Genomic DNA, 21,143 nt, shown 5'->3' with positions numbered 1-21,143 from the left:
CCCTCTCCCGTCCCGCACGGACTGTCCCCTCGGAGGACCCCCACATGCGCTCGCACCTGCTCAATGACCTCACCGCGGAGCACTACCGCCGCTCCGTGACCGAAGGAGTCGAGCGGGTGGCGGCCAAACTCGCCACCATCGACCGTCCGTTCACCGGCATCACGGTCGACGCGCTCGCCCCCCGCATCGACGAGATCGACCTCGACCGCCCACTGCACGACACCACAGCGGTGCTGGACGAGCTGGAGGAGCTCTACCTCCGGGACGCGGTCTACTTCCACCACCCCCGCTATCTCGCCCACCTCAACTGCCCGGTGGTCATCCCGGCCGTACTCGGCGAGGCGGTGCTCTCCGCCGTCAACTCCTCCCTCGACACCTGGGACCAGTCGGCCGGCGGCACCCTCATCGAGCGCAGGCTGATCGACTGGACGACCGCCCGCGTCGGCCTCGGCCCGTCCGCCGACGGCGTGTTCACCTCCGGCGGCACCCAGTCCAACCTCCAGGCGCTGCTGCTGGCCCGCGAGGAGGCCAAGACCGACGCACTCGCCGAACTGCGGATCTTCACCTCCGAGGTCAGCCACTTCAGCGTGAAGAAGTCCGCGAAACTGCTCGGCCTGGGGCAGGACGCCGTCGTCGCCATCCCCGTCGACCACGACAAGCGCATGCAGACCGTCGCGCTCGCCCACGAACTGGAGCGCTGCAAGAAGGACGGCCTGGTCCCCATGGCGGTCGTCGCCACCGCCGGCACCACCGACTTCGGCTCCATCGACCCGCTGCCGGAGATCGCCGAGCTCTGCGCCCAGTACGGGGTGTGGATGCACGTGGACGCGGCCTACGGCTGCGGGCTGCTGGTCTCGCACAGGCGGCGCGGCCTCCTCGACGGCATCGAGCGCGCCGACTCGGTCACCGTCGACTACCACAAGTCCTTCTTCCAGCCGGTGAGTTCCTCCGCCGTACTGGTACGCGACGCGGCCACCCTGCGGCACGCCACCTACCACGCGGAGTACCTCAATCCCCGCCGCATGGTGCAGGAGCGCATCCCCAACCAGGTCGACAAGTCCCTGCAGACCACCCGCCGCTTCGACGCCCTCAAGCTGTGGATGACCCTGCGCACCATGGGCGCCGACGGCATCGGCGAACTCTTCGACGAGGTGTGCGACCTGGCCGCCGAGGGCTGGAGGCTGCTCGCCGCCGACCCCCGCTTCGACGTCGTCGTCGAACCCTCCCTCTCCACCCTGGTCTTTCGCTACATCCCGGCGGCCGTCACCGACCCGGCCGAGATCGACCGCGCCAACCTGCACGCCCGCAAGGCCCTGTTCGCCTCCGGCGACGCCGTGGTCGCGGGCACCAAGGCCGGCGGCCGCCACTACCTGAAGTTCACCCTGCTCAACCCCGAGACGACGGCCGACGACATCGCCGCCGTCCTCGACCTGATCGCCGGCCACGCCGAGCAGTACCTGGGAGACTCCCTTGACCGCGCGTCCTGAAGCCCCGGCCGCCCCTTACGACTTCGTGGGGATCGGCCTCGGCCCCTTCAACCTGGGCCTCGCCTGCCTCACCGAACCGATCGGTGAACTGACCGGCGTCTTCCTGGAGTCGAAGCCCGGCTTCGAGTGGCACGCGGGCATGTTCCTCGACGGCGCCCACCTCCAGACCCCGTTCCTGTCGGACCTGGTCACCCTGGCCGACCCCACCTCCCCGTACTCCTTCCTCAACTACCTGAAGGAGAAGGGCAGACTGTACTCGTTCTACATCCGCGAGAACTTCTACCCGCTGCGGGTCGAGTACGACGACTACTGCCGCTGGGCCGCGGGCAAGCTCACCAGCGTCCGCTTCCACACGACGGTCACCGAGGTGACGTACGAGGACGGGGTGTACGCCGTCCGTACCCAGGCCGGCGAAACGTTCCGCGCCCGCCACCTGGTCCTCGGCACGGGGACGGTCCCCTTCGTTCCCGAGGCCTGCCGGGAACTGGGCGGCGACCTCATCCACACCGCGCAGTACATGCACCGCAAGGCGGAGCTGCGGACCAAGAAGTCCCTCACCGTCGTCGGCAGCGGCCAGAGCGCCGCGGAGATCTACTACGAGCTCCTCTCCGAGATCGACGTCCACGGCTACGAGCTCAACTGGGTCACCCGCTCCCCGCGGTTCTTCCCGCTGGAGTACACCAAGCTGACCCTGGAGATGACGTCCCCGGACTACATCGACTACTTCCGCGCGCTGCCCGAGGAGACCCGCTACCGGCTGGAGAAGCAGCAGAAGGGCCTGTTCAAGGGCATCAACTCGGACCTGATCGACTCGATCTTCGACCTGCTCTACCAGAAGAACGTCGAAAGCGGCGACCGCCCGGTCCCCACCCGCCTGCTCACCAACTCCTCGCTGGTCGAGGCCCGGTACGAGGACGGTTCGTACACACTCGGCTTCCACCAGGACGAGCAGGACAAGGACTTCGAGATCCGCACCGAAGGCCTGGTGCTGGCCACCGGGTACCACTACCGGCCGCCGGCCTTCCTCGAGCCGGTGCGCGACCGCCTCCGCTTCGACCACCACGGCCGCTTCGACGTCGCCCGCAACTACGCCATCGACGTCACGGGCCGGGGCGTGTTCCTGCAGAACGCCGGGGTCCACACCCACAGCATCACCAGCCCCGACCTGGGCATGGGCGCGTACCGCAACAGCTGCATCATCCGTGAGCTGCTCGGCACGGAGTACTACCCGGTCGAGAAGACGATCGCGTTCCAGGAGTTCGCCGTATGACCTTCACGATCCGCCCCCTCGACCCCCTGAAGGACGCCGAGCTGCTGCACGGCTGGGTCACGCATCCCAAGGCGGCGTTCTGGATGATGCAGGACGCGAAGCCGGCGGACGTCGAGCGCGCGTACCTGGAGATCGCGGCCGACGAGCACCACCACGCGTACCTCGGGTTCCACGAGGACGTGCCCGCCTTCCTGATGGAGAAGTACGACCCCGCCCACCGCGAGCTGGCCGGCCTGTACGAGCCGCGGCCCGGCGACGTCGGAATGCACTTCCTGGTCGCGCCGGCCGACACCCCCGTGCACGGGTTCACCCGGGCGGTCATCACCGCCGTGATGGCGCACCTCTTCGAGGACCCGGCGACGGCTCGCGTCGTCGTCGAGCCCGACGTCCGCAACAAGGCCGTGCACGCCCTGAACGAAGCCGTCGGGTTCGTGCCGGAACGGGAGATACAGAAGCCGGAGAAGAAGGCGTTGCTGAGCTTCTGCACGCGTGAGCAGTTCGTCGCCGCGACGGGGGTGCCCGTATGAGCCTCGCCGACGCCGTGGCCCACCTCTCCCCCGAGCGCTGGGAGAAGGCCAACCGTCTCCTCGTGCGCAAGGCGCTCGCCGAGTTCACGCACGAGCGCCTGATCACCCCGGAACCGGACGGGGACACGTACGTCGTCCGCAGCGACGACGGCCTCACCCGCTACCGCTTCACCGCCATCCACCGCGCCCTCGACCACTGGCAGGTGGACGCCGACTCGATCACCCGCCACCGCGACGGATCCGAACTCCCGCTCGCGGCCCTGGACTTCTTCATCGAGCTGCAGCGGTCGCTGGGCCTGAGCGACGAGATCCTCCCGGTCTACCTGGAGGAGATCTCCTCCACCCTCTCCAGCACCTGCTACAAGCTCACCAAGCCGCGGATGCCGGTCGCCGAGCTGGCCCGCGGCGGCTTCCAGGCCATCGAGACCGGCATGGCCGAGGGCCACCCCTGCTTCGTCGCCAACAACGGGCGGCTCGGCTTCGGCGTCCACGAGTACCTGTCGTACGCCCCCGAGGCCGCGAGCCCCGTCCGCCTGGTGTGGCTGGCGGCGCACCGGTCGCGGGCGGCGTTCACGGCCGGGGCCGGGATCGAGTACGAGGCCTTCGTGCGGGACGAGCTGGGCGGGCCCACGCTGGAGCGCTTCCGCGCCACGCTCACCGGCCAGGGCCTCGACCCCGCCGACTACCTCCTCATCCCCGTCCACCCCTGGCAGTGGTGGAACAAGCTCGCCGTCACCTTCGCCGCCGAGGTCGCCCGCCGGCACCTGGTCTGCCTGGGCGAGGGCGACGACGAGTACCTGGCGCAGCAGTCCATCCGGACCTTCTTCAACAGCTCGCACCCCGAGAAGCACTACGTGAAGACGGCCCTGTCCGTCCTCAACATGGGCTTCATGCGCGGTCTGTCGGCCGCCTACATGGAGGCGACCCCGGCCATCAACGACTGGCTCGCCCGGCTCATCGACAACGACCCCGTGCTGAAGTCGGCCGGCCTGTCGGTCATCCGGGAGCGGGCGGCCGTCGGCTACCGGCACCTGGAGTACGAGAAGGCCACCGACCGCTACTCGCCGTACCGCAAGATGCTGGCCGCGCTGTGGCGGGAGAGCCCGGTGCCGTCGCTGCGGGAGGGCGAGTCCCTGGCCACCATGGCCTCGCTCCTGCACGTGGACCACGAGGGCGCGTCCTTCGCCGGGGCCCTGATCGCGCGGTCGGGGCTGGCGCCGGTGGAGTGGCTGCGCCGCTACCTGCGGGCGTACTACACCCCCGTCCTGCACAGCTTCTACGCCTACGACCTGGTGTTCATGCCGCACGGCGAGAATGTCATCCTCGTGCTGAAGGACGGTGTCGTGCAACGGGCGGTCTACAAGGACATCGCCGAGGAGATCGCGGTCATGGACCCGGACGCGGTCCTGCCCCCCGAGGTCCGGCGGATCCGCGTCGAGGTCCCCGAGGACAGGAGACTCCTGTCGATCTTCACGGACGTCTTCGACTGCTTCTTCCGCTTCCTGGCTGCGATCCTGGCCACCGAGGGAATCCTGGAGGAGGACGGCTTCTGGCGCACGGTCGCCGAAGTCACCCGCGAGTACCAGGAGGCGACGCCCGAACTCGGCGACAGGTTCCGGCAGTACGACATGTTCACCCCCGAGTTCGCCCTGTCCTGCCTCAACCGCCTCCAGCTGCGCGACAACCGGCAGATGGTGGACCTGGCGGATCCGTCCGGCGCGCTGCAGCTCGCCGGCAACCTGGAGAACCCGATAGCGGGGTTCTGACCCGGAGACGGACGGGCACCCCGGAGTACCGTCCTCCGGGGTGCCCGTCGGCCTTTGGTCAACTCGTCGGCCAGGGCACCTGCGGGGAGCGGTAGTACCCGATCCCCAGCGCTGCCCACCGCGGAGCCTGCGCCGCGAGCCGCACCTTGTAGGCGTCCCAGTCGTGCGTGGCCGCCGGGGACCAGCCCAGCTCGGCCGCGCCGGGCAGCCGGGGGAAGGTCATGTGGTCGATGTCCGCCGAGGTCTGGATGGTCTCGGTCCACAGGGGTGTCTCGATGCCCCTGATCGCCGAACCCGGAACCCCCGGAAGGTAGTCGCCCGGGTTCCAGTCGTAGGCCCGCTTCACCTCCACCAGACCCGCCCAGTCCTGCCCGAGCGGGGTGTCCTCGGTGTACTTCATGTCGAGGTACAGCCGGTCGGCCGGGGAAAGGATCAGTCCGGTCCCGTGCTGGGCGGCCTTCGCGACCTGCGCCTTCTCCGCCTCGTCGGTGTCGTCCAGCCCCCAGTACTGGGCCAGGGCGCCCTTCGCCGGAGTCGCGCCGGTCAGCTGGTGCCAGCCGATGACCGTCCTGCCGTACCCGGCGACGATCGGCTGGACACGGTCCATGAAGGTCAGGTAGTCGGCGTGGCTGGTGGAGTGTGCCTCGTCGCCGCCGATGTGGAGGTAGCGGCCCGGGGTGAGCGCGGCCAGCTCGCGGATGACGTCGTCCGCGAAGTCGTAGGTGACCGGCTTCGGTGCGCACAGCGAGCTGAAGCCGACGTCCGTGCCGGTGTACAGCGGGGGTGCGGTGCCGTCGCAGTTCAGCTCGGCGTAGGAGGCGAGGGCCGCGTTGGTGTGGCCGGGCATGTCGATCTCGGGGACGACCTCCAGGTAGCGGGAGGCGGCGTAGCGGACGATCTCGCGGTAGTCGGCCTTGGTGTAGTAGCCGCCCGGGCCGCCGCCGACCTGGGTGGAACCGCCGTACGTGGCCAGGCGGGGCCAGGAGTCGATCGCGATGCGCCAGCCCTGGTCGTCGCTGAGGTGCAGGTGCAGCTCATTGATCTTGTACAGGGCCAACTCGTCGATGTACCGCTTGACCTGGTCCACGGTGAAGAAGTGCCGGGAGACGTCGAGCATCGCCCCGCGGTAGGGGTAGCGCGGCGCGTCCTCGATGGTGCCGCCCGGGACGGACCACGGTCCGGGCTGTACGGAGTCCTTCTCCACGGCGGCCGGCAGGAGCTGGCGCAGGGTCTGGACGCCGTGGAAGAGGCCGGCGGGCGTGCGGGCGGTGAGGGTGACGCCATCGGCTCCGCTGTGCAGGCGGTAGCCCTCGGCCCCGAACGGGCCCTTGCCGAGACGCAGTCGGATGCCGCCGTGGCCGTGTGTGGTCAGGGGCATGCGGTAGCCCGTCGAGGGGCGCAGGATGCCCGCCAGGTAGGCGCCGACGCGGCGGCTCCCGTCGGTGCCGTCGACGCGGATGGCGGTGTCCCGGGTGATGCGGTACGCCGCTCCGCCCGGCTCGGCGGATGCGGGGGCGGGGACGACCTGGCCGAGCGTGGTCGCGGTGGGGGGTGCCTCCGGAGCGGCGCCGACCGTGAACGCGCCCGCCGCCAACAGCAGCAGCGAGCCCAGTAGCCGGGTCATGCGGGGAGTCGTTCTGTGGTGCCGTATCACAAGCGCGCTCCCTTCACTTCACGAGTGGTAGAGACCACTCTCCCGCAGATCCGGTGAAACAATCCCCGCATGGCGGAAATCATCCAGAAGGACGGGACTTGGGCTTTCGACGGCGACGCGCTGCGCCTGACGCCCGGACGGGACAAGAACGTCAGCCTGCTGCGCAGGACACTGGGGGAACTGGTCGTCCCCCTGGGGGCGTTGGCGGGGGCCTCCTTCGAGCACGGCAAGAAGTCGGGGCGGCTGAGGCTGCGCCTGCGCGACGGTGCCGATCCGCTGCTGCAGGCCACGGGGGGCCGGCTCACCGAACCGCACGACCCCTACCAGCTGACCGTGGAGTCCGACCGGTACGGCGTCGCCGAGTACTTCGCGGACGAGGTGCGGAACGCCCTGCTGCTGGACGGGGTTCCGTCCGGTCCCGTGACCGAGTACCTGCTGTCCGGCCCGTCCGTCCCGCTCTCGGTCTCCGCCGGGGACGGCACGGCGGGCTTCGACGGTGAGCACGTGCGCCTGGAGTGGAACTGGAAGACGGAGGACGCCAAGGCCGCCGCCGGCGCCCGCACGATCCCCCTCGCCGGGATCACCGGGGTGGAGTGGTACCCGGCGGCGGGACTGGAGAACGGCCATCTGCGGTTCACCGTACGGGGCGCGGCCACCAAGGCGCCGCCGAAGTACGACCCGAACGCGGTGGAACTGTGGGGCTTCAGGAAGGACCCGCTGATGGCGCTGGTGGCGGCGGCCGTGCAGGCGCGGCTGCCGCATCCGTCGACGGCCGACGGTCCGGACGTGCCCGCGTTCCCCCGGCAGCTCACGTCGTCCCCCGTCGAGGACGACCACGACGTCCTGCTGCGGCGGCTGCGGGAGCTGGGCGAGCTGCACCGCGACGGTGTCCTGACGGACGAGGAGTTCACGATGGCCAAACAGGCGGTCCTCAAACGCATGTGAGGACCGCCTGTGCCGGCCCGCGGCCGGAGGCCGCGGATGGATGCCTACTTGGCCTTGCGCGCCACCGTGAAGTGGTCGATCCGGTCACCGGTCTCGGCGATGCCCCGGACCTTCAGGGTGGCGTAGTGGCCCCTCGCGGCGGGCTGGACGTCCACACGGAGGAACGAGTAGTCGAGGTAGCGCACCCGGGACCAGGCGACCGTCTCGTTCTGCTTGCCGTCCTTGAGGTTGACGAACGAGGCCACGGAGTCCACCTCGTGCTCGTGGCCCTCGTAGGAGTCCGGGGCGGAGAACGCGTACAGGCTGCGGCCCGCCGCGCCCGCCGTGACGTACACCACGCCCTCGGACTCGGGGTACGCCGTGCCGCCGATCGGCAGCTTCTTGGCGACCTCGCCCGCCTTGATGACGTCGGTGCGCTCGTACTGGTGGTTGTGGCCGTTGATGACCAGGTCGACCGTGTACTTCTCGATCAGGGGCACCCACTCCTGGCGCACGCCCCCCCTCCGAGGCGTGCGCGGTGGAGGTGCAGTAGGCGCAGTGGTGGAAGAACACGACGATGAAGTCGATGTCCTTCGACGCCCGGAACTTCTTCAGCTGGACCTCGAACCACTTCGTCTGGGTTCCGCCGGATATGCCCAGGTTCGCCGGGATCTCGAAGGAGACGTCGTTCGGGTCCAGCGAGATGATCGCCGTGTTGCCGTAGACGAAGGAGTAGACGCCCGGCAGGTTCTTCTTGTCCGGCCCGTTGTCGGGGAGCGTGAAGCGGGCTTCCTCGCCGCCGTAGCCGTTGGGCGAGTACCAGGCCTCCATGTCGTGGTTGCCGTAGCTGACCATCCACGGAACGGACTTGGCGACCGACTCGGTCTGGTGGAGGAACTGGTCCCACACGCGCGAGTCGAAGCCGGTGTCGGTGGTCTTGCCCCCGCCGGACGGGTCGGCGTAGGCGATGTCTCCGGCGTGCAGGTGGAAGACCGGGTCCTGGCCCAGGATCAGACTGTCGTTGGCGAGACCGTGGTAGCTGACGCCCTGGTCGCCGAAGGCGGTGAAGGTGAACGGCGCCTTGTGGGCGGGGGCGGTGGTGAAGGTGCCCAGGGTGCCGAGGAGGTGCGACTCGGCCGGGTCGAAGCCCTGATGGCCGACACCGTAGTAATAGGTCCTGCCGGGGCGCAGGTGGGTCAGCCTGGCGTGCAGGTAGTACTGGGTGTGGTCGCCGCTCGCGCCGACACCGGCCGGGGTGTGGAGGGTGCGGACCTCGGCGTCGATCTTGCGGGAGAGGTCCCAGGGGTGGGCGCCGATGCGGATGAAGGGCTTTCTCACGGCGACCGGGACCTGCCAGGAGATCGTCATCTCCGTGCGCGGGTCGCTGCCGTAGGCGAGGTGGCGGCCGAAGGGGGCGACGAGGGCGCCGTCGACCTTCTCGGCGGCCGGGGCGGTCGCCTGGGCCGGGACGGCGGCCCGGGCGGTGGCACCCGGCACGAACACGCCGCCCGCGACGGCGCCCAGCGTGACGGCGCCGCCTCTGATCATGGTGCGCCGCGAGAATCTGGCGCGCAGGTATTCGTGCTGCTCGGCCATGCTCATGCGCTCGGCCAGCTTCTCGGGTACTCCCATACGAGGAATGTCCATGGCGTCTGAAACTCGTCCGTCCGGGCAACGAAGCGCAAGACACAGGATGGACAGCTTGCGAACAGAGCGCCATAAGAGATTCAACAGTCTGTTGCCCGAAATCGGGCAGGATTCTTGCGAAACCATCGCCGGTGCCTCAGGATCTACCGGGTGCACGACGAACTGGTTGATCATCTGACGCGGTCCACGCCCCTGAACCGGGGCGAGGCGCTGCGGGTGATCCAGGACGTGCTCGCCTACTTCGACGAGACGACCGAGGTCTACGTCCGTCGCCGCCACCGCGAGCTCCAGGCCCAGGGCCTGGTGAACACGGAGATCTTCGAACGGATCGGGGCGGACCTGAAATACCGTGCGGTCGCCCCGCCCGAGCTTACGCTCCGGCAACTGCGGCGCATCGTCTACGGCTGAACGGAAGCTTGGGGATACATATACATGTGCGGAATCGTCGGATACATCGGGAAGCGTGACGTCGCCCCGCTGCTCCTGGAAGGCCTGCAGCGCCTGGAGTACCGCGGCTACGACTCCGCGGGGCTCGTCGTCACCTCCCCGAAGACCGCCGGCCTGAAGATGGTCAAGGCCAAGGGCCGGGTCCGTGACCTGGAAGCCAGGGTCCCGGCGCGGTTCAAGGGCACCACCGGCATCGCCCACACCCGCTGGGCCACCCACGGCGCCCCCTCCGACGTGAACGCCCACCCGCACATGTCGGCCGACAGCAAGGTCGCCGTCGTGCACAACGGCATCATCGACAACGCCTCCGACCTGCGACGCAAGCTGGAGGCGGACGGTGTCGAGTTCCTCTCCGAGACCGACACCGAGGTCCTCGTCCACCTGATCGCCCGCTCGCAGGCCGAGAAGCTGGAGGACAAGGTCCGCGAGACCCTCCGGGTCGTCGAGGGCACCTACGGCATCGCCGTCCTGCACGCCGACTTCCCCGACCGCATCGTGGTGGCCCGCAACGGCTCCCCGGTGGTCCTCGGCATCGGCGAGAAGGAGATGTTCGTCGCCTCCGACGTGGCCGCGCTGGTCGCCCACACCCGCCAGATAGTCACGCTGGACGACGGCGAGATGGCGACGCTGAAGGCCGACGACTTCCGGACGTACACCACCGAGGGCACCCGTACGACCGCCGAGCCGACCACCGTGGAGTGGGAGGCCGAGTCGTACGACATGGGCGGCCACGACACCTACATGCACAAGGAGATCCACGAGCAGGCCGACGCCGTGGACCGCGTGCTGCGCGGCCGCATCGACGACCGCTTCTCCACCGTGCACCTCGGCGGCCTGAACCTGGACGCCCGCGAGGCGCGCCGGATCCGCCGCGTGAAGATCCTGGGCTGCGGCACCTCGTACCACGCGGGCATGATCGGCGCCCAGATGATCGAGGAGCTGGCCCGCATCCCCGCGGACGCCGAGCCGGCCTCCGAGTTCCGGTACCGCAACGCGGTCGTGGACCCCGACACGCTGTACGTCGCCGTCTCGCAGTCCGGTGAGACGTACGACGTGCTGGCGGCCGTCCAGGAGCTGAAGCGCAAGGGCGCGCGGGTGCTGGGCGTGGTCAACGTGGTCGGCTCGGCGATCGCCCGCGAGGCCGACGGCGGCATCTACGTGCACGCCGGGCCCGAGGTGTGCGTGGTGTCCACCAAGTGCTTCACCAACACCACCGTCGCCTTCGCCCTGCTCGCGCTGCACCTGGGCCGCACCCGTGACCTCTCCGTACGCGACGGCAGGCGGATCATCGCGGGCCTGCGCAAGCTGCCCGCGCAGATTTCCGAGATCCTCAAGCAGGAGGAGGACGTCAGGAAGCTGGCCGAGCAGTACGCCGACGCCCGTTCGATGCTGTTCATCGGCCGCGTGAGGGGCTACCCGGTGGCCCGCGAGGCCTCCCTGAAGCTCAAGGAGGTCTCCTACATCCACGCCGAGGCCTACCCGGCCTCCGAGCTGAAGCACGGCCCGCTGGCGCTGATCGAGCCCGCCCTGCCGACGGTCGCGATCGTGCCGGACGACGACCTGCTGGAGAAGAACCGCGCGGCCCTGGAGGAGATCAAGGCCCGCAGCGGCAAGATCCTCGCCGTGGCCCACCAGGAGCAGGAGAAGGCCGACCAGACCATCGTCGTCCCGAAGAACGAGGACGAACTGGACCCGATCCTGATGGGCATCCCGCTGCAACTCCTCGCCTACCACACGGCGTTGGCCCTGGGCCGGGACATCGACAAGCCGCGGAACCTGGCGAAGTCGGTGACGGTGGAGTAATTCCGTCCGCCGTAACCCCGTCTTCCGTGCGGGACGTGAACGACCCCCTGTCGCCATCCGCACAGGGGGTCGCTCTCCAAAAGGGCCGGGGCCGCCCAGTCCGCCCGGCCCTCGGCTGCCTCAGCCGGTGGCCGTCACTCCCCGGCCGGCAGCACGCCGCGGCAGGGCCGTGGGCCAGTGCGCGAGAAGGGCGGTCGCCGCGTACCAGGCCAGCGCGCCGGAGACGACGGCCACCCAGCCGCCGGCCTTCGCGAGAGCGGAACTGTCGGCGAAGGCCGCCACGGCGAGCACGAGCATCGCCAGGAACAGCAGCCCGTACACGGCCTGCCCGAGAGTGTCCCCGCCCCCGAGGGTGAGCGAGAGCGCCACGAGGGCGAACAGCAGCATGAAGAGCCCGGCCGCGTCGGCCGAGGTGTGGCTGCCGGCCGAGACGGCCCAGGTGAACCACAGGGCGCCCAGGGCCGCATATCCCGTGCCGGAGGCGGTGTCACGGTCACGCAAGGCCAGCAGGCCCACGAGGAACAGGGCAACTCCGCCCACATAGTGGGCCACTGACACGGCGTCGGACGCCGTCACGCCGTCGATCACGCCGGTGGTACCGAGCCCGAACGCCAACAGGGTGACACCCAGGGCGAGTCGGCCGGCCACGACAGTGCTTCCGTTTCCCGCAGAGACGTCGTTGTCCACGGCGGGCTCCCTTCGTGCATGTGCAGTTGTGCGGTGAGCGATATATGCCCTTCACAAGGGCACAAACACCTTTACGCATGAGTAGATTTATGCTGCACAGAAGGGAGTTGAGAGTGCCGGAGGGGCTTACGGGATGACGATCACGGGCCGCTTCGCCCGCTTGGCGAGCCGTCCGGCGACGGAGCCGAAGATCCGCCCGACGATCCCGTGCGTGGAGCCGACCACGATCGCGTCGGCCTCGTACTCGCGCCCCACCTCTTCGAGCTCGTGGCAGATGTCGCCGCCGCGCTCGACCAGGATCCAGGGCACCTCGGCCAGGTAGTCCGCACAGGCCAGCTCGAGCCCCAGCACCTCGGTGCGGTGATCGGGGACGTCGACGAAGACGGGGGGCTCGCACCCCGCCCACACCGTGGTGGGCAGCCGGTTGGCGACGTGGACGATGATCAGGCCCGAGCGGGAGCGGTGGGCCATGCCGATCGCGTAGGCCAGGGCGCGCTCACTGGACGTGGAGCCGTCGAAGCCGACGACGACTCCGTGTTTGAAGGCGGGATCGCACGAAGGGCGTGCCTCTTCCGCCGCCAGGGGATCGGCCGCCGTGGGATCGGCGACCGGCCGCTTGCGGTCCGCGGGTTCGAAGAATTCGTGACCGGCCATGGCTGTCTCGGCGTTGTGATCCTTTTTGGGTGGGACGACAGTGTGCGGCGGAGCTGTGTCCGGGAAACATCTTCCCCACCCCATACCCCCAAGGGTACGGCGGCAAGCTTCCTCAGCCCAGAGCCCGCGCGAGCTCCGTAGGGGGTCCGGCAGAGCCCGCAGGGGTTCCCCGGAGCATGCACGAGCGACGCCCGTAACGCAATGGTTGCTGCCCCGTACAGGCGGTTTGCGCAGGATTCAAACAAGGTGCAGTGACCGACTGATCGAACAGGCGTTGAATCCGGTGAGCCACCGCGGCAAGGAGTACGACCAGGGAGTACGAGATGTCCGGACGACGACCCACCAGCGAGCCCCGCCCCACCCCGGACACCGCCGGCGACGTCGTGCGCTGGGCGGCCTTCAGCTGCGCCCTCGTCCCCGTGGTCCTGCTCTGGTACGGCACCTCCCTCGCCGGCGCCGCCGGCACCGCGTTCGGCCTCGCCGCCGTCACCGGCGCGTGCCGGATCCTGCTGCGCCGCTCGGAGCGCTGCGCGGCAGGGCCGACGGCCCAGGGAGGCGGACGTCACACCAAGGGCAGTACACCGGTCGACTGACCGGTTTCCGCGCACGCACCCGTAGCTTTTCAGCCAACTTCCGGACACCGTGCAAGACGGGCCTGAACCACCCCCCAACCCCCGTTCCACCTGCACGGAAAGGGTCCACGAGGCCCTGCGCACCCTACGCGGTTTGGCCACTGCGACGAGGCGTACTTCCCTGCACGGCCCACGAGTGCAACGCTTCGTGATCGAATGCTTCACGCCAAGTTGTCATGTCGACAATGCACCGCGTGTCGAACTGGCCACCGCGCCATTGCGGGACCCAGTAGATTCGATCTTGACTGTTGTACGGCGGGGGACTCGTGCAGGACCGAGGGGAAACGTGCAGGAGCGACACAACCGAGGAGCCGCGACCACCGAGGGGGGCTTAGCAGGATGAGCCACGACTCCACTGCCGCGCCGGAAGCCGCGGCCCGGAAACTTTCCGGGCGACGTCGCAAGGAGATCGTCGCGGTGCTGCTGTTCAGCGGCGGCCCCATCTTCGAGAGTTCCATACCACTTTCGGTGTTCGGGATTGACCGCCAGGACGCCGGAGTGCCGCGCTACCGACTGCTGGTGTGCGCCGGCGAGGAAGGCCCGCTGCGGACCACAGGGGGCCTGGAACTCACCGCACCGCATGGCCTGGAAGCGATCTCACGCGCGGGCACGGTCGTCGTACCGGCCTGGCGTTCGATCACTTCTCCGCCACCGGAGGAGGCGCTCGACGCGCTGCGCCGCGCGCACGAGGAGGGTGCCCGCATCGTGGGCCTGTGCACCGGCGCGTTCGTGCTGGCGGCGGCGGGCCTGCTGGACGGCCGTCCGGCCACCACGCACTGGATGTACGCGCCGACGCTGGCCAAGCGCTACCCGTCGGTGCACGTCGATCCGAGAGAGCTGTTCGTGGACGACGGCGATGTGCTGACGTCCGCGGGTACGGCGGCCGGGATCGACCTGTGTCTGCACATCGTGCGGACGGACCACGGCAACGAGGCGGCGGGCGCGCTGGCCCGGCGCCTGGTGGTCCCGCCTCGCCGGTCGGGCGGCCAGGAGCGCTACCTCGACCGGTCTTTACCAGAGGAGATCGGCGCCGACCCGCTCGCGGAGGTCGTCGCCTGGGCGCTGGAGCATCTGCACGAGCAGTTCGACGTGGAGACGCTGGCGGCGCGGGCGTACATGAGCCGGCGCACGTTCGACCGCCGCTTCCGGTCGCTCACCGGGAGCGCCCCGCTGCAGTGGCTGATCACACAGCGGGTACTGCAGGCACAACGTCTTCTGGAGACATCGGACTACTCGGTCGACGAGGTCGCGGGCCGCTGCGGCTTCCGCTCGCCCGTGGCCCTGCGCGGTCACTTCCGGCGGCAGCTGGGCTCCTCCCCCGCCGCCTACCGGGCCGCCTACCGCGCCCGCCGACCGCAGGGCGACAAGCCCGGTGACCCGGAGCCCGCGGTGCCCTCGCCCTTGCCGGGCGGGGCGGCGGGGCCGGTGCCGGCCGTACTCCACCCGGAGGCCGGGGTGCCGATGCAGACACGGCGCAGCCTGTCGGCAAGCGTGCCGGGGCCGCGAAGCGGGGTGTGACGGCAAGGGGGTCCTGGGCCACGCGCCCGGGGCCCCCTTCTTTTTGCGGGTCGCCCTGTCCCGGCCCCCGGTGCGCCCGCGCCGGCACCGGACGCCCTACCCCCGCGTAAGGTTAGACACATGAACGATCGCATGGTGTGGATCGACTGCGAGATGACCGGTCTCTCGCTGTCCGACGACGCGCTCATCGAGGTGGCCGCCCTCGTCACCGACTCCGAGCTGAACGTACTCGGCGAGGGAGTGGACATCGTCATCCGTCCGCCGGAGCAGGCGCTGGAGACGATGCCGGAGGTGGTGCGTCGGATGCACACCGCGTCCGGACTGCTGGCGGAGCTCCCCGGCGGGACCACGCTGGCGGACGCCGAGGAGCAGGTGCTGGCGTACGTACGGGAGCACGTGAAGGAGCCGGGCAAGGCCCCGCTGTGCGGCAACTCCGTTGGCACCGACCGCGGTTTCCTGCTCCGGGACATGCCGACCCTGGAGGACTACCTCCACTACCGGATCGTCGACGTGTCGAGCATCAAGGAGCTCGCCCGCCGCTGGTACCCGCGCGCCTACTTCAACAGCCCGGAGAAGAACGGCAACCACCGCGCCCTCGCCGACATCCGCGAGTCGATCGCCGAGCTGCGCTACTACCGCGAGGCCATCTTCGTGCCGCAGCCCGGTCCGGACTCCGACACCGCGAAGGCGATCGCCGCCAAGCACGTCCTGCCCGCTCAGTAGGCGTCCGCAGTGGTCCGGGAGGGGCGCCGCGGAAACCCTGGCGCGAGCACCCCTTCGGACCCTGTACACTTTTTCTCGGCCGGTCGGAGAAACCACTTGGTGGGAAACCGCCGGGCATGGTGGGTGTAGCTCAGCTGGTAGAGCACCTGGTTGTGGTCCAGGATGCCGCGGGTTCGAGTCCCGTCACTCACCCTGGGTAGTCAGCCGGTGACTCCGTCGAAAGACGAGGTCACCGGCTGATTCGTTTGCACCGGGAGTACCGCCGGCCTCCGCCGTGGCCCCGCCGGAGGCCCCCGCTCAGGACGACGCCCGCGTCACCAGCTCCGTGGGCAGCATCACATGCCGCCGCTCCAGCCCCCGGGACACGGCGGGACGGCGGTCCGCGATCTCCGTCAGGAGCAGGTCGAGCATCGCGCGGCCCATCTCCTGGATGGGCTGGCGCACGCTGGTGAGCGGCGGGTCCATGTGGCGGGCGATGGCCGAGTCGTCGTAGCCGACCAGGGCCACCTCGTCCGGGATGCGGCGGCCCGCCTCGCGCAGCACCTGGCGGGCACCGGCCGCCATGACGTCCGAGCCGGCGAAGACCGCGTCCAGGGCGGGATTGCGCTCCAGCAGCCTCGTCATCGCCCGGCGCCCGCCCTCCTCGGTGAAGTCGCCCGGTTCGATGAGGAGTTCCTCGGCGGAATGGCCCGCCTCGAGCAGGGCGTCCCGGAACCCGTCGACGCGGCGCTGGGCACCGTACACGTCGAGGCGGCCGGTGATGTGGGCGATCGTGCGGCAGCCGCGGGCCAGCAGGTGCTCCACGGCGGAGCGGCCGCCGCCGTAGTTGTCGGAGTCCACCGAGGTCAGCGTCTCCGCCGCCGAGCGCGGGCCGCTGATCACGGCCGGGATCTGTAGCTGCGCCAGCATGTCGGGCAACGGGTCGTCCGCGTGCACCGAGACCAGCAGAACGCCGTCCACGCGGTGCGCCGCCAGATACTGGGCCAGCCGCTGCCGCTCCCGGTCGCTGCCCGCGAAGATCAGCAGCAACTGCATCTCGGTCTCGGACAGTTCGGCGCCGACACCGCGCAGCATGTCCGAGAAGTACGGTTCCGCGAAGAAGCGGGTCTCCGGCTCGGGGACGACCATGGCGATCGCGTCCGTGCGGTTGGCGGCCAGGGCGCGGGCCGCGGTGTTGGGGACGTAGCCCAGTTCAGCCACCGCCGCCTCCACGGCCGCGCGGGTCGCCTCGCTGACCCGGGGCGAGCCGTTGATCACCCGCGACACCGTGCCGCGGCCGACGCCGGCGCGGGCGGCGACCTCCTCGAGGGTGGGGCGACCACCACTCCGTCCCCGCGCTCCGTGGCTTGCCATGGGCTCCGCCTTCCCGCCGTCGTCATGCTGCCGGCCTGGAATGTAACAGTCGTGCCCGGGGCGCCGACCTTCGCTGGTCGGCCCTTCGACCCGCTCGCCTGCTCCAGCTGACAGGCCGACGAGTCAGCCGCCTGTCGCCGTTGCGACAAAGTGTGCGTTACGGGCATCACTGGCGGCGATGGTCACTGGCGTCCAGCCGCCCCTGCTTCGGGACGGCAGGGACCGCCGACCGAGCCCCGCTTCACCACGACTCCCACGCCCTTCACACCCTCGGGTCTCCGCTTCAACCCTGCTTGCCGCCCCTGCCCGCCTTCAGACTCGCACGCAGCACTGGGCAGACATCGGCGGTCTTCTTGATCACCTGTTTGAGCGGCCCGCGCACCCGGACCCCAGCCGCTCCTGAGTTGGCCGTAGCACCGCTTGCGCAGAGCGAAGTTCTTGGACATCTTGCTCGCGAACGCCACCTCGGCCACCCAGGAAGCGGCTGGAAAGCATGCCTTCGACGAAAGAAGCATCTCGAAGCGGTATCGCCATGTCCGCTCCCTTGACACCCCCGCGCGAACCGACGACTCTTCAACACATCACTTGTGGGAGCGCTCCCACAGTACCTGACACATACACATCCCGCACGTTCCCCGCCCGAGCCGCAGCGAGCACGAACGGGCCCAACAATGCAGTTGGCCGGGGGGTCGGCACGTCAGGCAACAGGAGGACGTAATGCGCACGAGTACCCGCCGGTCCCGGAGGCTGGTGGCCCTCGCGGCCGTCGCCGCGCTGACTACGGGAGCGCTGGCCGGCTGCGCCAGCGACTCGGACGACGGCTCGTCGAACTCGGACGGTGGCGGCAGCGGCGACGGCAAGGGCAGGATCACGCTGACCGTCGGTACCTTCGGTGTCTTCGGCTACAAGCAGGCCGGCCTCTACGACGAGTACACGAAGCTCCACCGGAACATCAACATCAAGGAGAACGTCACCACCCGTACCGACGTGTACTGGCCGAAGGTGCTCACGCGCCTGCAGGCCGGTTCCGGTACCGACGACATCCAGGCGATCGAGGTCGGCAACATCACCGAGGCCGTGCAGACGCAGGCCGCCAAGTTCGTCGACCTGGGCAAGGAGGTCGACAAGGACCAGTGGCTGGACTGGAAACTGGCGCAGGCCACCACCAAGGACGGCAAGACGATCGGGCTCGGCACCGACATCGGCCCGATGGCGATCTGTTACCGCAAGGACCTGTTCAAGAAGGCCGGCCTGGAGACGGACCGCAACAAGCTCGCCGCGCAATGGAAGGGCGACTGGGCGAAGTACGTCGGCCTGGGCAAGGACTACATGAAGAAGGCGCCCAAGGGAACCAAGTTCGTGGACTCCGCCTCCTCCGTCTACAACGCGGCCCTCGGCGGCGGGAGCGAGCGCTACTACGACAAGGACGGCAGCGTCGTCTGGGACAAGTCCTCGGGCGTGAAGTCGGCCTGGGACGTCGCGATGACGGTCGCCACCAGCGACATGTCGGCGAAGCTGAAGCAGTTCGACAAGCCCTGGGACCAGGGCTTCGCCAACGGCACCTTCGCGACGGTGGCCTGCCCCGCGTGGATGATCGGCTACATCGAGCAGAAGTCCGGTGACTCCGGCAAGGGCAACTGGGACGTGGCGGCGGCCCCGACCGCGGCCAACTGGGGCGGGTCCTTCCTCGGCGTGCCGACCGCGGGCAAGCACCAGAAGGAGGCCATCGCCCTGGCCAAGTGGCTGACCGCGCCCGAGCAGCAGGCGAAGGTCTTCGCCAAGCAGGCCAGCTTCCCCTCGACCCCGTCGGTGTACACGAGCCTGAAGCCCGCGGCGGACACCACGGCGTACTTCTCCGACGCGCCGATCACGCAGATCTTCTCCGACTCGGCGAAGACCATCCCGACGCAGTACTTCGGCGTCAAGGACCAGCCGATCAACACCGCGCTGACCGACGTGGGCATCCTCCAGGTCGAGCAGAAGGGCAAGAGCCCGTCACAGGGCTGGGACGCGGCCAAGAACGAGATCAAGGACGTGCTCGGCCAGTGACCAGCTCCAAGCAGGCTCTCGCGCAGCCCGCGTCGAGCTCCGACGCCGCGCCCGGCAAGCAGCCGGGCGCGGCCCCGGGGACTCACGGTCGCGGCGCGCCGACGGGCGCCGACTCCTGGCGCAGCCGGCTGTACCGCTGGGACATGAAGGCGTCGCCGTACGCCTTCGTCGCCCCCTTCTTCGTCCTCTTCGGGGCCTTCTCGCTGGTCCCGCTGCTGTACACGGCCTGGTACTCGCTGCACGACGTGCAGCTGTCCTCGCTGGACCACCAGACCTGGGCGGGCCTGGACAACTACAAGAACCTGTTGTCCTCGGACTTCTTCTGGAACGCCCTGAAGAACACCTTCACCATCGGTGTGATCTCGACCGTGCCGCAGCTGCTGGCGGCGCTCGGGCTCGCCCATCTGCTCAACTACAAGCTGCGCGGCTCCACGGTGTGGCGCGTGGTGATGCTCACCCCGTACGCCACCTCGGTGGCCGCCGCGACGCTGGTGTTCACGCTGCTGTACTCCTGGGACGGCGGCATGATCAACTGGCTGCTGCACTTCGTCGGGGTCGACCCGGTCAACTGGCGCGAGGCGGACTGGGGTTCGCAGTTCGCGGTGTCCACGATCGTGATCTGGCGGTGGACCGGTTACAACGCGCTGATCTACCTGGCCGCGATGCAGGCCATCCCGGTGGACCTGTACGAGTCGGCGGCGATCGACGGCGCCAACCGCTGGCAGCAGTTCCGGCACGTGACGATTCCGCAGCTCAGGCCCACGATCCTGTTCACGGTGGTGGTGTCCACCATCGGCGCGACACAGCTCTTCGGCGAAGTGCTGCTGTTCGGCGGGGTCAGCGGTTCGAAGGGCGGCTCCGAGCACCAGTACCAGACGCTCGGCCTGTACATGTACGACCAGGGCTGGATCATCGGCAACCTCGGCAAGGCGTCCGCGATCGCCTGGTCGATGTTCCTGATCCTGCTGATCATCGCCGCGGTCCATCTGCTGCTCACCCGACGGCTGAGGAAGTCCCAATGACGACCAGTGAACTGACCCTGCCGCCTCGGACCGCCGACGCAGAGTCCCGCCGCTCCCGCGGCCGCCGGGGGATGGGCGCGGGCAAGCAGATGCACGCGAGCCCGGTGACGTACGTCGTCCTGACCGTCTTCGCGCTGGTCTCGCTGGCCCCGCTGGTCTGGACGGCCATCGCGGCCTCGCGCACCGACCGCCGGCTGGCCGAGACCCCGCCGCCGCTGTGGTTCGGCGGGAACCTGTTCAGGAACATGCAGGCCGCGTGGGACGAGGCCGGGCTCGGCACCGCGATGGTCAACTCCACGTTCGTCGCGGGCGCGATCACGGTCAGCACGGTCCTCTTCTCGACACTGGCCGGGTTCGCCTTCGCCAAGCTGCGGTTCCGGTTCTCGAACGTCCTCCTGCTGCTGACCGTCGGCACGATGATGATCCCGCCGCAGCTGGCCGTCGTACCGCTGTACCTGTGGATGGCGGACCTCGGCTGGTCCAACCAGCTCCAGACGGTCATCCTGCCCAGCCTGGTGACCGCCTTCGGCACGTTCTTCATGCGGCAGTACCTGGTGCAGGCGCTGCCGACCGAGCTGATCGAGGCGGCCCGGGTGGACGGGGCGAGCAGTCTGCGGATCGTCTGGCACGTGGTCTTCCCGGCGGCGCGGCCCGCGATGGCGGTGCTGGGCCTGCTGACCTTCGTGTTCGCCTGGAACGACTTCCTGTGGCCGATCATCGCGCTCAACCAGCAGAATCCGACCGTCCAGGTCGCACTGAACTCCCTCGGTACCGGGTACGTACCGGACCAGGCGGTGATCATGGCGGGCGCGCTGCTCGGCACGCTGCCGCTGCTGATCGCCTTCCTTCTGTTCGGCAAGCAGATCGTGGGCGGGATCATGCAGGGCGCGATCAAGGGCTGAGCCCCCGGCCGAAGCGCCGAGCCGCCCCAGGGGCCGGGCCACCGCCGCCCCGGCCCCTTCCCCGCCCACCTCCCCTTC

General features: G+C 69.5%; 17 protein-coding genes, 1 tRNA gene and 1 pseudogene. 14 read left to right on the top strand and 5 right to left on the bottom strand.

The features are described from left to right. Window positions 1-44: 44 nt before the first annotated feature. From desA to ACIBBH_RS18975, 4 genes are read left to right on the top strand one after another with little or no spacing between them, the layout of a single operon-like run. Window positions 45-1,487: a lysine decarboxylase DesA gene (gene desA / locus ACIBBH_RS18990; RefSeq protein ID WP_399405921.1), complete on the top strand. Its 1,443-nt coding sequence runs from the start codon at window positions 45-47 to the stop codon at window positions 1,485-1,487. Then, window positions 1,471-2,757: a lysine N(6)-hydroxylase/L-ornithine N(5)-oxygenase family protein gene (locus ACIBBH_RS18985; protein WP_399405919.1), complete on the top strand. Its 1,287-nt coding sequence runs from the start codon at window positions 1,471-1,473 to the stop codon at window positions 2,755-2,757. The genes desA and ACIBBH_RS18985 overlap by 17 nt, the downstream gene beginning before the upstream one ends. After that, on the top strand, window positions 2,754-3,284 hold the full coding sequence (locus tag ACIBBH_RS18980) for a GNAT family N-acetyltransferase (protein ID WP_399405917.1): 531 nt from the start codon (window positions 2,754-2,756) through the stop codon (window positions 3,282-3,284). The genes ACIBBH_RS18985 and ACIBBH_RS18980 overlap by 4 nt, the downstream gene beginning before the upstream one ends. Continuing rightward, on the top strand, window positions 3,281-5,050 hold the full coding sequence (locus ACIBBH_RS18975) for an IucA/IucC family protein (RefSeq protein ID WP_399405915.1): 1,770 nt from the start codon (window positions 3,281-3,283) through the stop codon (window positions 5,048-5,050). The genes ACIBBH_RS18980 and ACIBBH_RS18975 overlap by 4 nt, the downstream gene beginning before the upstream one ends. 58 nt (window positions 5,051-5,108) lie before the next feature. Here ACIBBH_RS18975 and ACIBBH_RS18970 read toward each other — a convergent pair whose 3' ends face one another. Then, a complete protein-coding gene (locus tag ACIBBH_RS18970; RefSeq protein WP_399405913.1) occupies window positions 5,109-6,674 on the bottom strand; it encodes a beta-N-acetylhexosaminidase in 1,566 nt (521 codons plus the stop codon). A gap of 99 nt (window positions 6,675-6,773) precedes the next feature. Between ACIBBH_RS18970 and ACIBBH_RS18965 the strand changes: the two genes are divergently transcribed. Further along, on the top strand, window positions 6,774-7,649 hold the full coding sequence (locus ACIBBH_RS18965) for a DUF4429 domain-containing protein (RefSeq protein ID WP_399405911.1): 876 nt from the start codon (window positions 6,774-6,776) through the stop codon (window positions 7,647-7,649). A gap of 44 nt (window positions 7,650-7,693) precedes the next feature. On the opposite strand, the pseudogene ACIBBH_RS18960 reads toward ACIBBH_RS18965, so the two are convergent. Beyond that, window positions 7,694-9,260, bottom strand: a pseudogene (locus ACIBBH_RS18960) (purple acid phosphatase family protein). 165 nt (window positions 9,261-9,425) lie between these two features. Here ACIBBH_RS18960 and ACIBBH_RS18955 point away from each other — a divergent pair. Continuing rightward, window positions 9,426-9,683 carry a hypothetical protein gene (locus tag ACIBBH_RS18955; protein ID WP_399405909.1) on the top strand — a complete coding sequence of 86 codons (258 nt, stop codon included), beginning with the start codon at window positions 9,426-9,428 and terminating at the stop codon, window positions 9,681-9,683. A gap of 24 nt (window positions 9,684-9,707) precedes the next feature. Then, entirely contained in the window at window positions 9,708-11,525 is a 1,818-nt protein-coding gene (gene glmS / locus ACIBBH_RS18950) for a glutamine--fructose-6-phosphate transaminase (isomerizing) (protein ID WP_399405907.1), read from the top strand. Between the two features lie 120 nt (window positions 11,526-11,645). On the opposite strand, the gene ACIBBH_RS18945 is transcribed toward glmS, so the two are convergent. Together ACIBBH_RS18945 and ACIBBH_RS18940 are read right to left on the bottom strand one after the other, a co-directional pair. Next, complete coding sequence (locus ACIBBH_RS18945; RefSeq protein ID WP_399405905.1) at window positions 11,646-12,212, bottom strand: GPR1/FUN34/YaaH family transporter; 567 nt, start codon at window positions 12,210-12,212, stop codon at window positions 11,646-11,648. 126 nt (window positions 12,213-12,338) lie between these two features. Next, complete coding sequence (locus ACIBBH_RS18940) at window positions 12,339-12,866, bottom strand: universal stress protein (RefSeq protein WP_399405903.1); 528 nt, start codon at window positions 12,864-12,866, stop codon at window positions 12,339-12,341. A 323-nt stretch (window positions 12,867-13,189) separates the two neighbouring features. Here ACIBBH_RS18940 and ACIBBH_RS18935 point away from each other — a divergent pair, with 323 nt between their 5' ends. The 4 genes from ACIBBH_RS18935 (at window position 13,190) to ACIBBH_RS18920 (ending at window position 15,931) form a co-directional block, all read left to right on the top strand. Continuing rightward, a complete protein-coding gene (locus ACIBBH_RS18935; RefSeq protein WP_399405902.1) occupies window positions 13,190-13,459 on the top strand; it encodes a hypothetical protein in 270 nt (89 codons plus the stop codon). Between the two features lie 378 nt (window positions 13,460-13,837). Next, window positions 13,838-15,016 carry a helix-turn-helix domain-containing protein gene (locus ACIBBH_RS18930; protein WP_399405900.1) on the top strand — a complete coding sequence of 393 codons (1,179 nt, stop codon included), beginning with the start codon at window positions 13,838-13,840 and terminating at the stop codon, window positions 15,014-15,016. Between the two features lie 120 nt (window positions 15,017-15,136). Next, window positions 15,137-15,739, top strand: a complete 603-nt coding sequence (gene orn / locus ACIBBH_RS18925; RefSeq protein WP_399405898.1) for an oligoribonuclease — start codon at window positions 15,137-15,139, stop codon at window positions 15,737-15,739. 119 nt (window positions 15,740-15,858) lie between these two features. Continuing rightward, window positions 15,859-15,931 (top strand) — tRNA-His (locus ACIBBH_RS18920). A 105-nt stretch (window positions 15,932-16,036) separates the two neighbouring features. Here ACIBBH_RS18920 and ACIBBH_RS18915 read toward each other — a convergent pair. Then, entirely contained in the window at window positions 16,037-17,092 is a 1,056-nt protein-coding gene (locus ACIBBH_RS18915; protein WP_399405896.1) for a LacI family DNA-binding transcriptional regulator, read from the bottom strand. 717 nt (window positions 17,093-17,809) lie between these two features. Here ACIBBH_RS18915 and ACIBBH_RS18910 point away from each other — a divergent pair. The 3 genes from ACIBBH_RS18910 to ACIBBH_RS18900 are packed head-to-tail and all read left to right on the top strand — an operon-like array spanning window position 17,810 to window position 21,065. Continuing rightward, window positions 17,810-19,141: an ABC transporter substrate-binding protein gene (locus ACIBBH_RS18910; protein WP_399405894.1), complete on the top strand. Its 1,332-nt coding sequence runs from the start codon at window positions 17,810-17,812 to the stop codon at window positions 19,139-19,141. After that, a complete protein-coding gene (locus ACIBBH_RS18905) occupies window positions 19,138-20,163 on the top strand; it encodes a carbohydrate ABC transporter permease (protein WP_399405892.1) in 1,026 nt (341 codons plus the stop codon). Before ACIBBH_RS18910 ends, ACIBBH_RS18905 begins: the two co-directional genes overlap by 4 nt. After that, window positions 20,160-21,065, top strand: coding sequence for a carbohydrate ABC transporter permease (locus tag ACIBBH_RS18900; RefSeq protein ID WP_399405890.1), 906 nt, complete (start codon window positions 20,160-20,162; stop codon window positions 21,063-21,065). The genes ACIBBH_RS18905 and ACIBBH_RS18900 overlap by 4 nt, the downstream gene beginning before the upstream one ends. Window positions 21,066-21,143: the final 78 nt, after the last annotated feature.

The organism is Streptomyces sp. NPDC051636 (genome assembly GCF_044453765.1).
Lineage (GTDB): Bacteria > Actinomycetota > Actinomycetes > Streptomycetales > Streptomycetaceae > Streptomyces.
The sequence above is the reverse complement of the archived record's forward strand: the minus strand, read 5'-3'. Positions and strand labels throughout refer to the sequence as shown.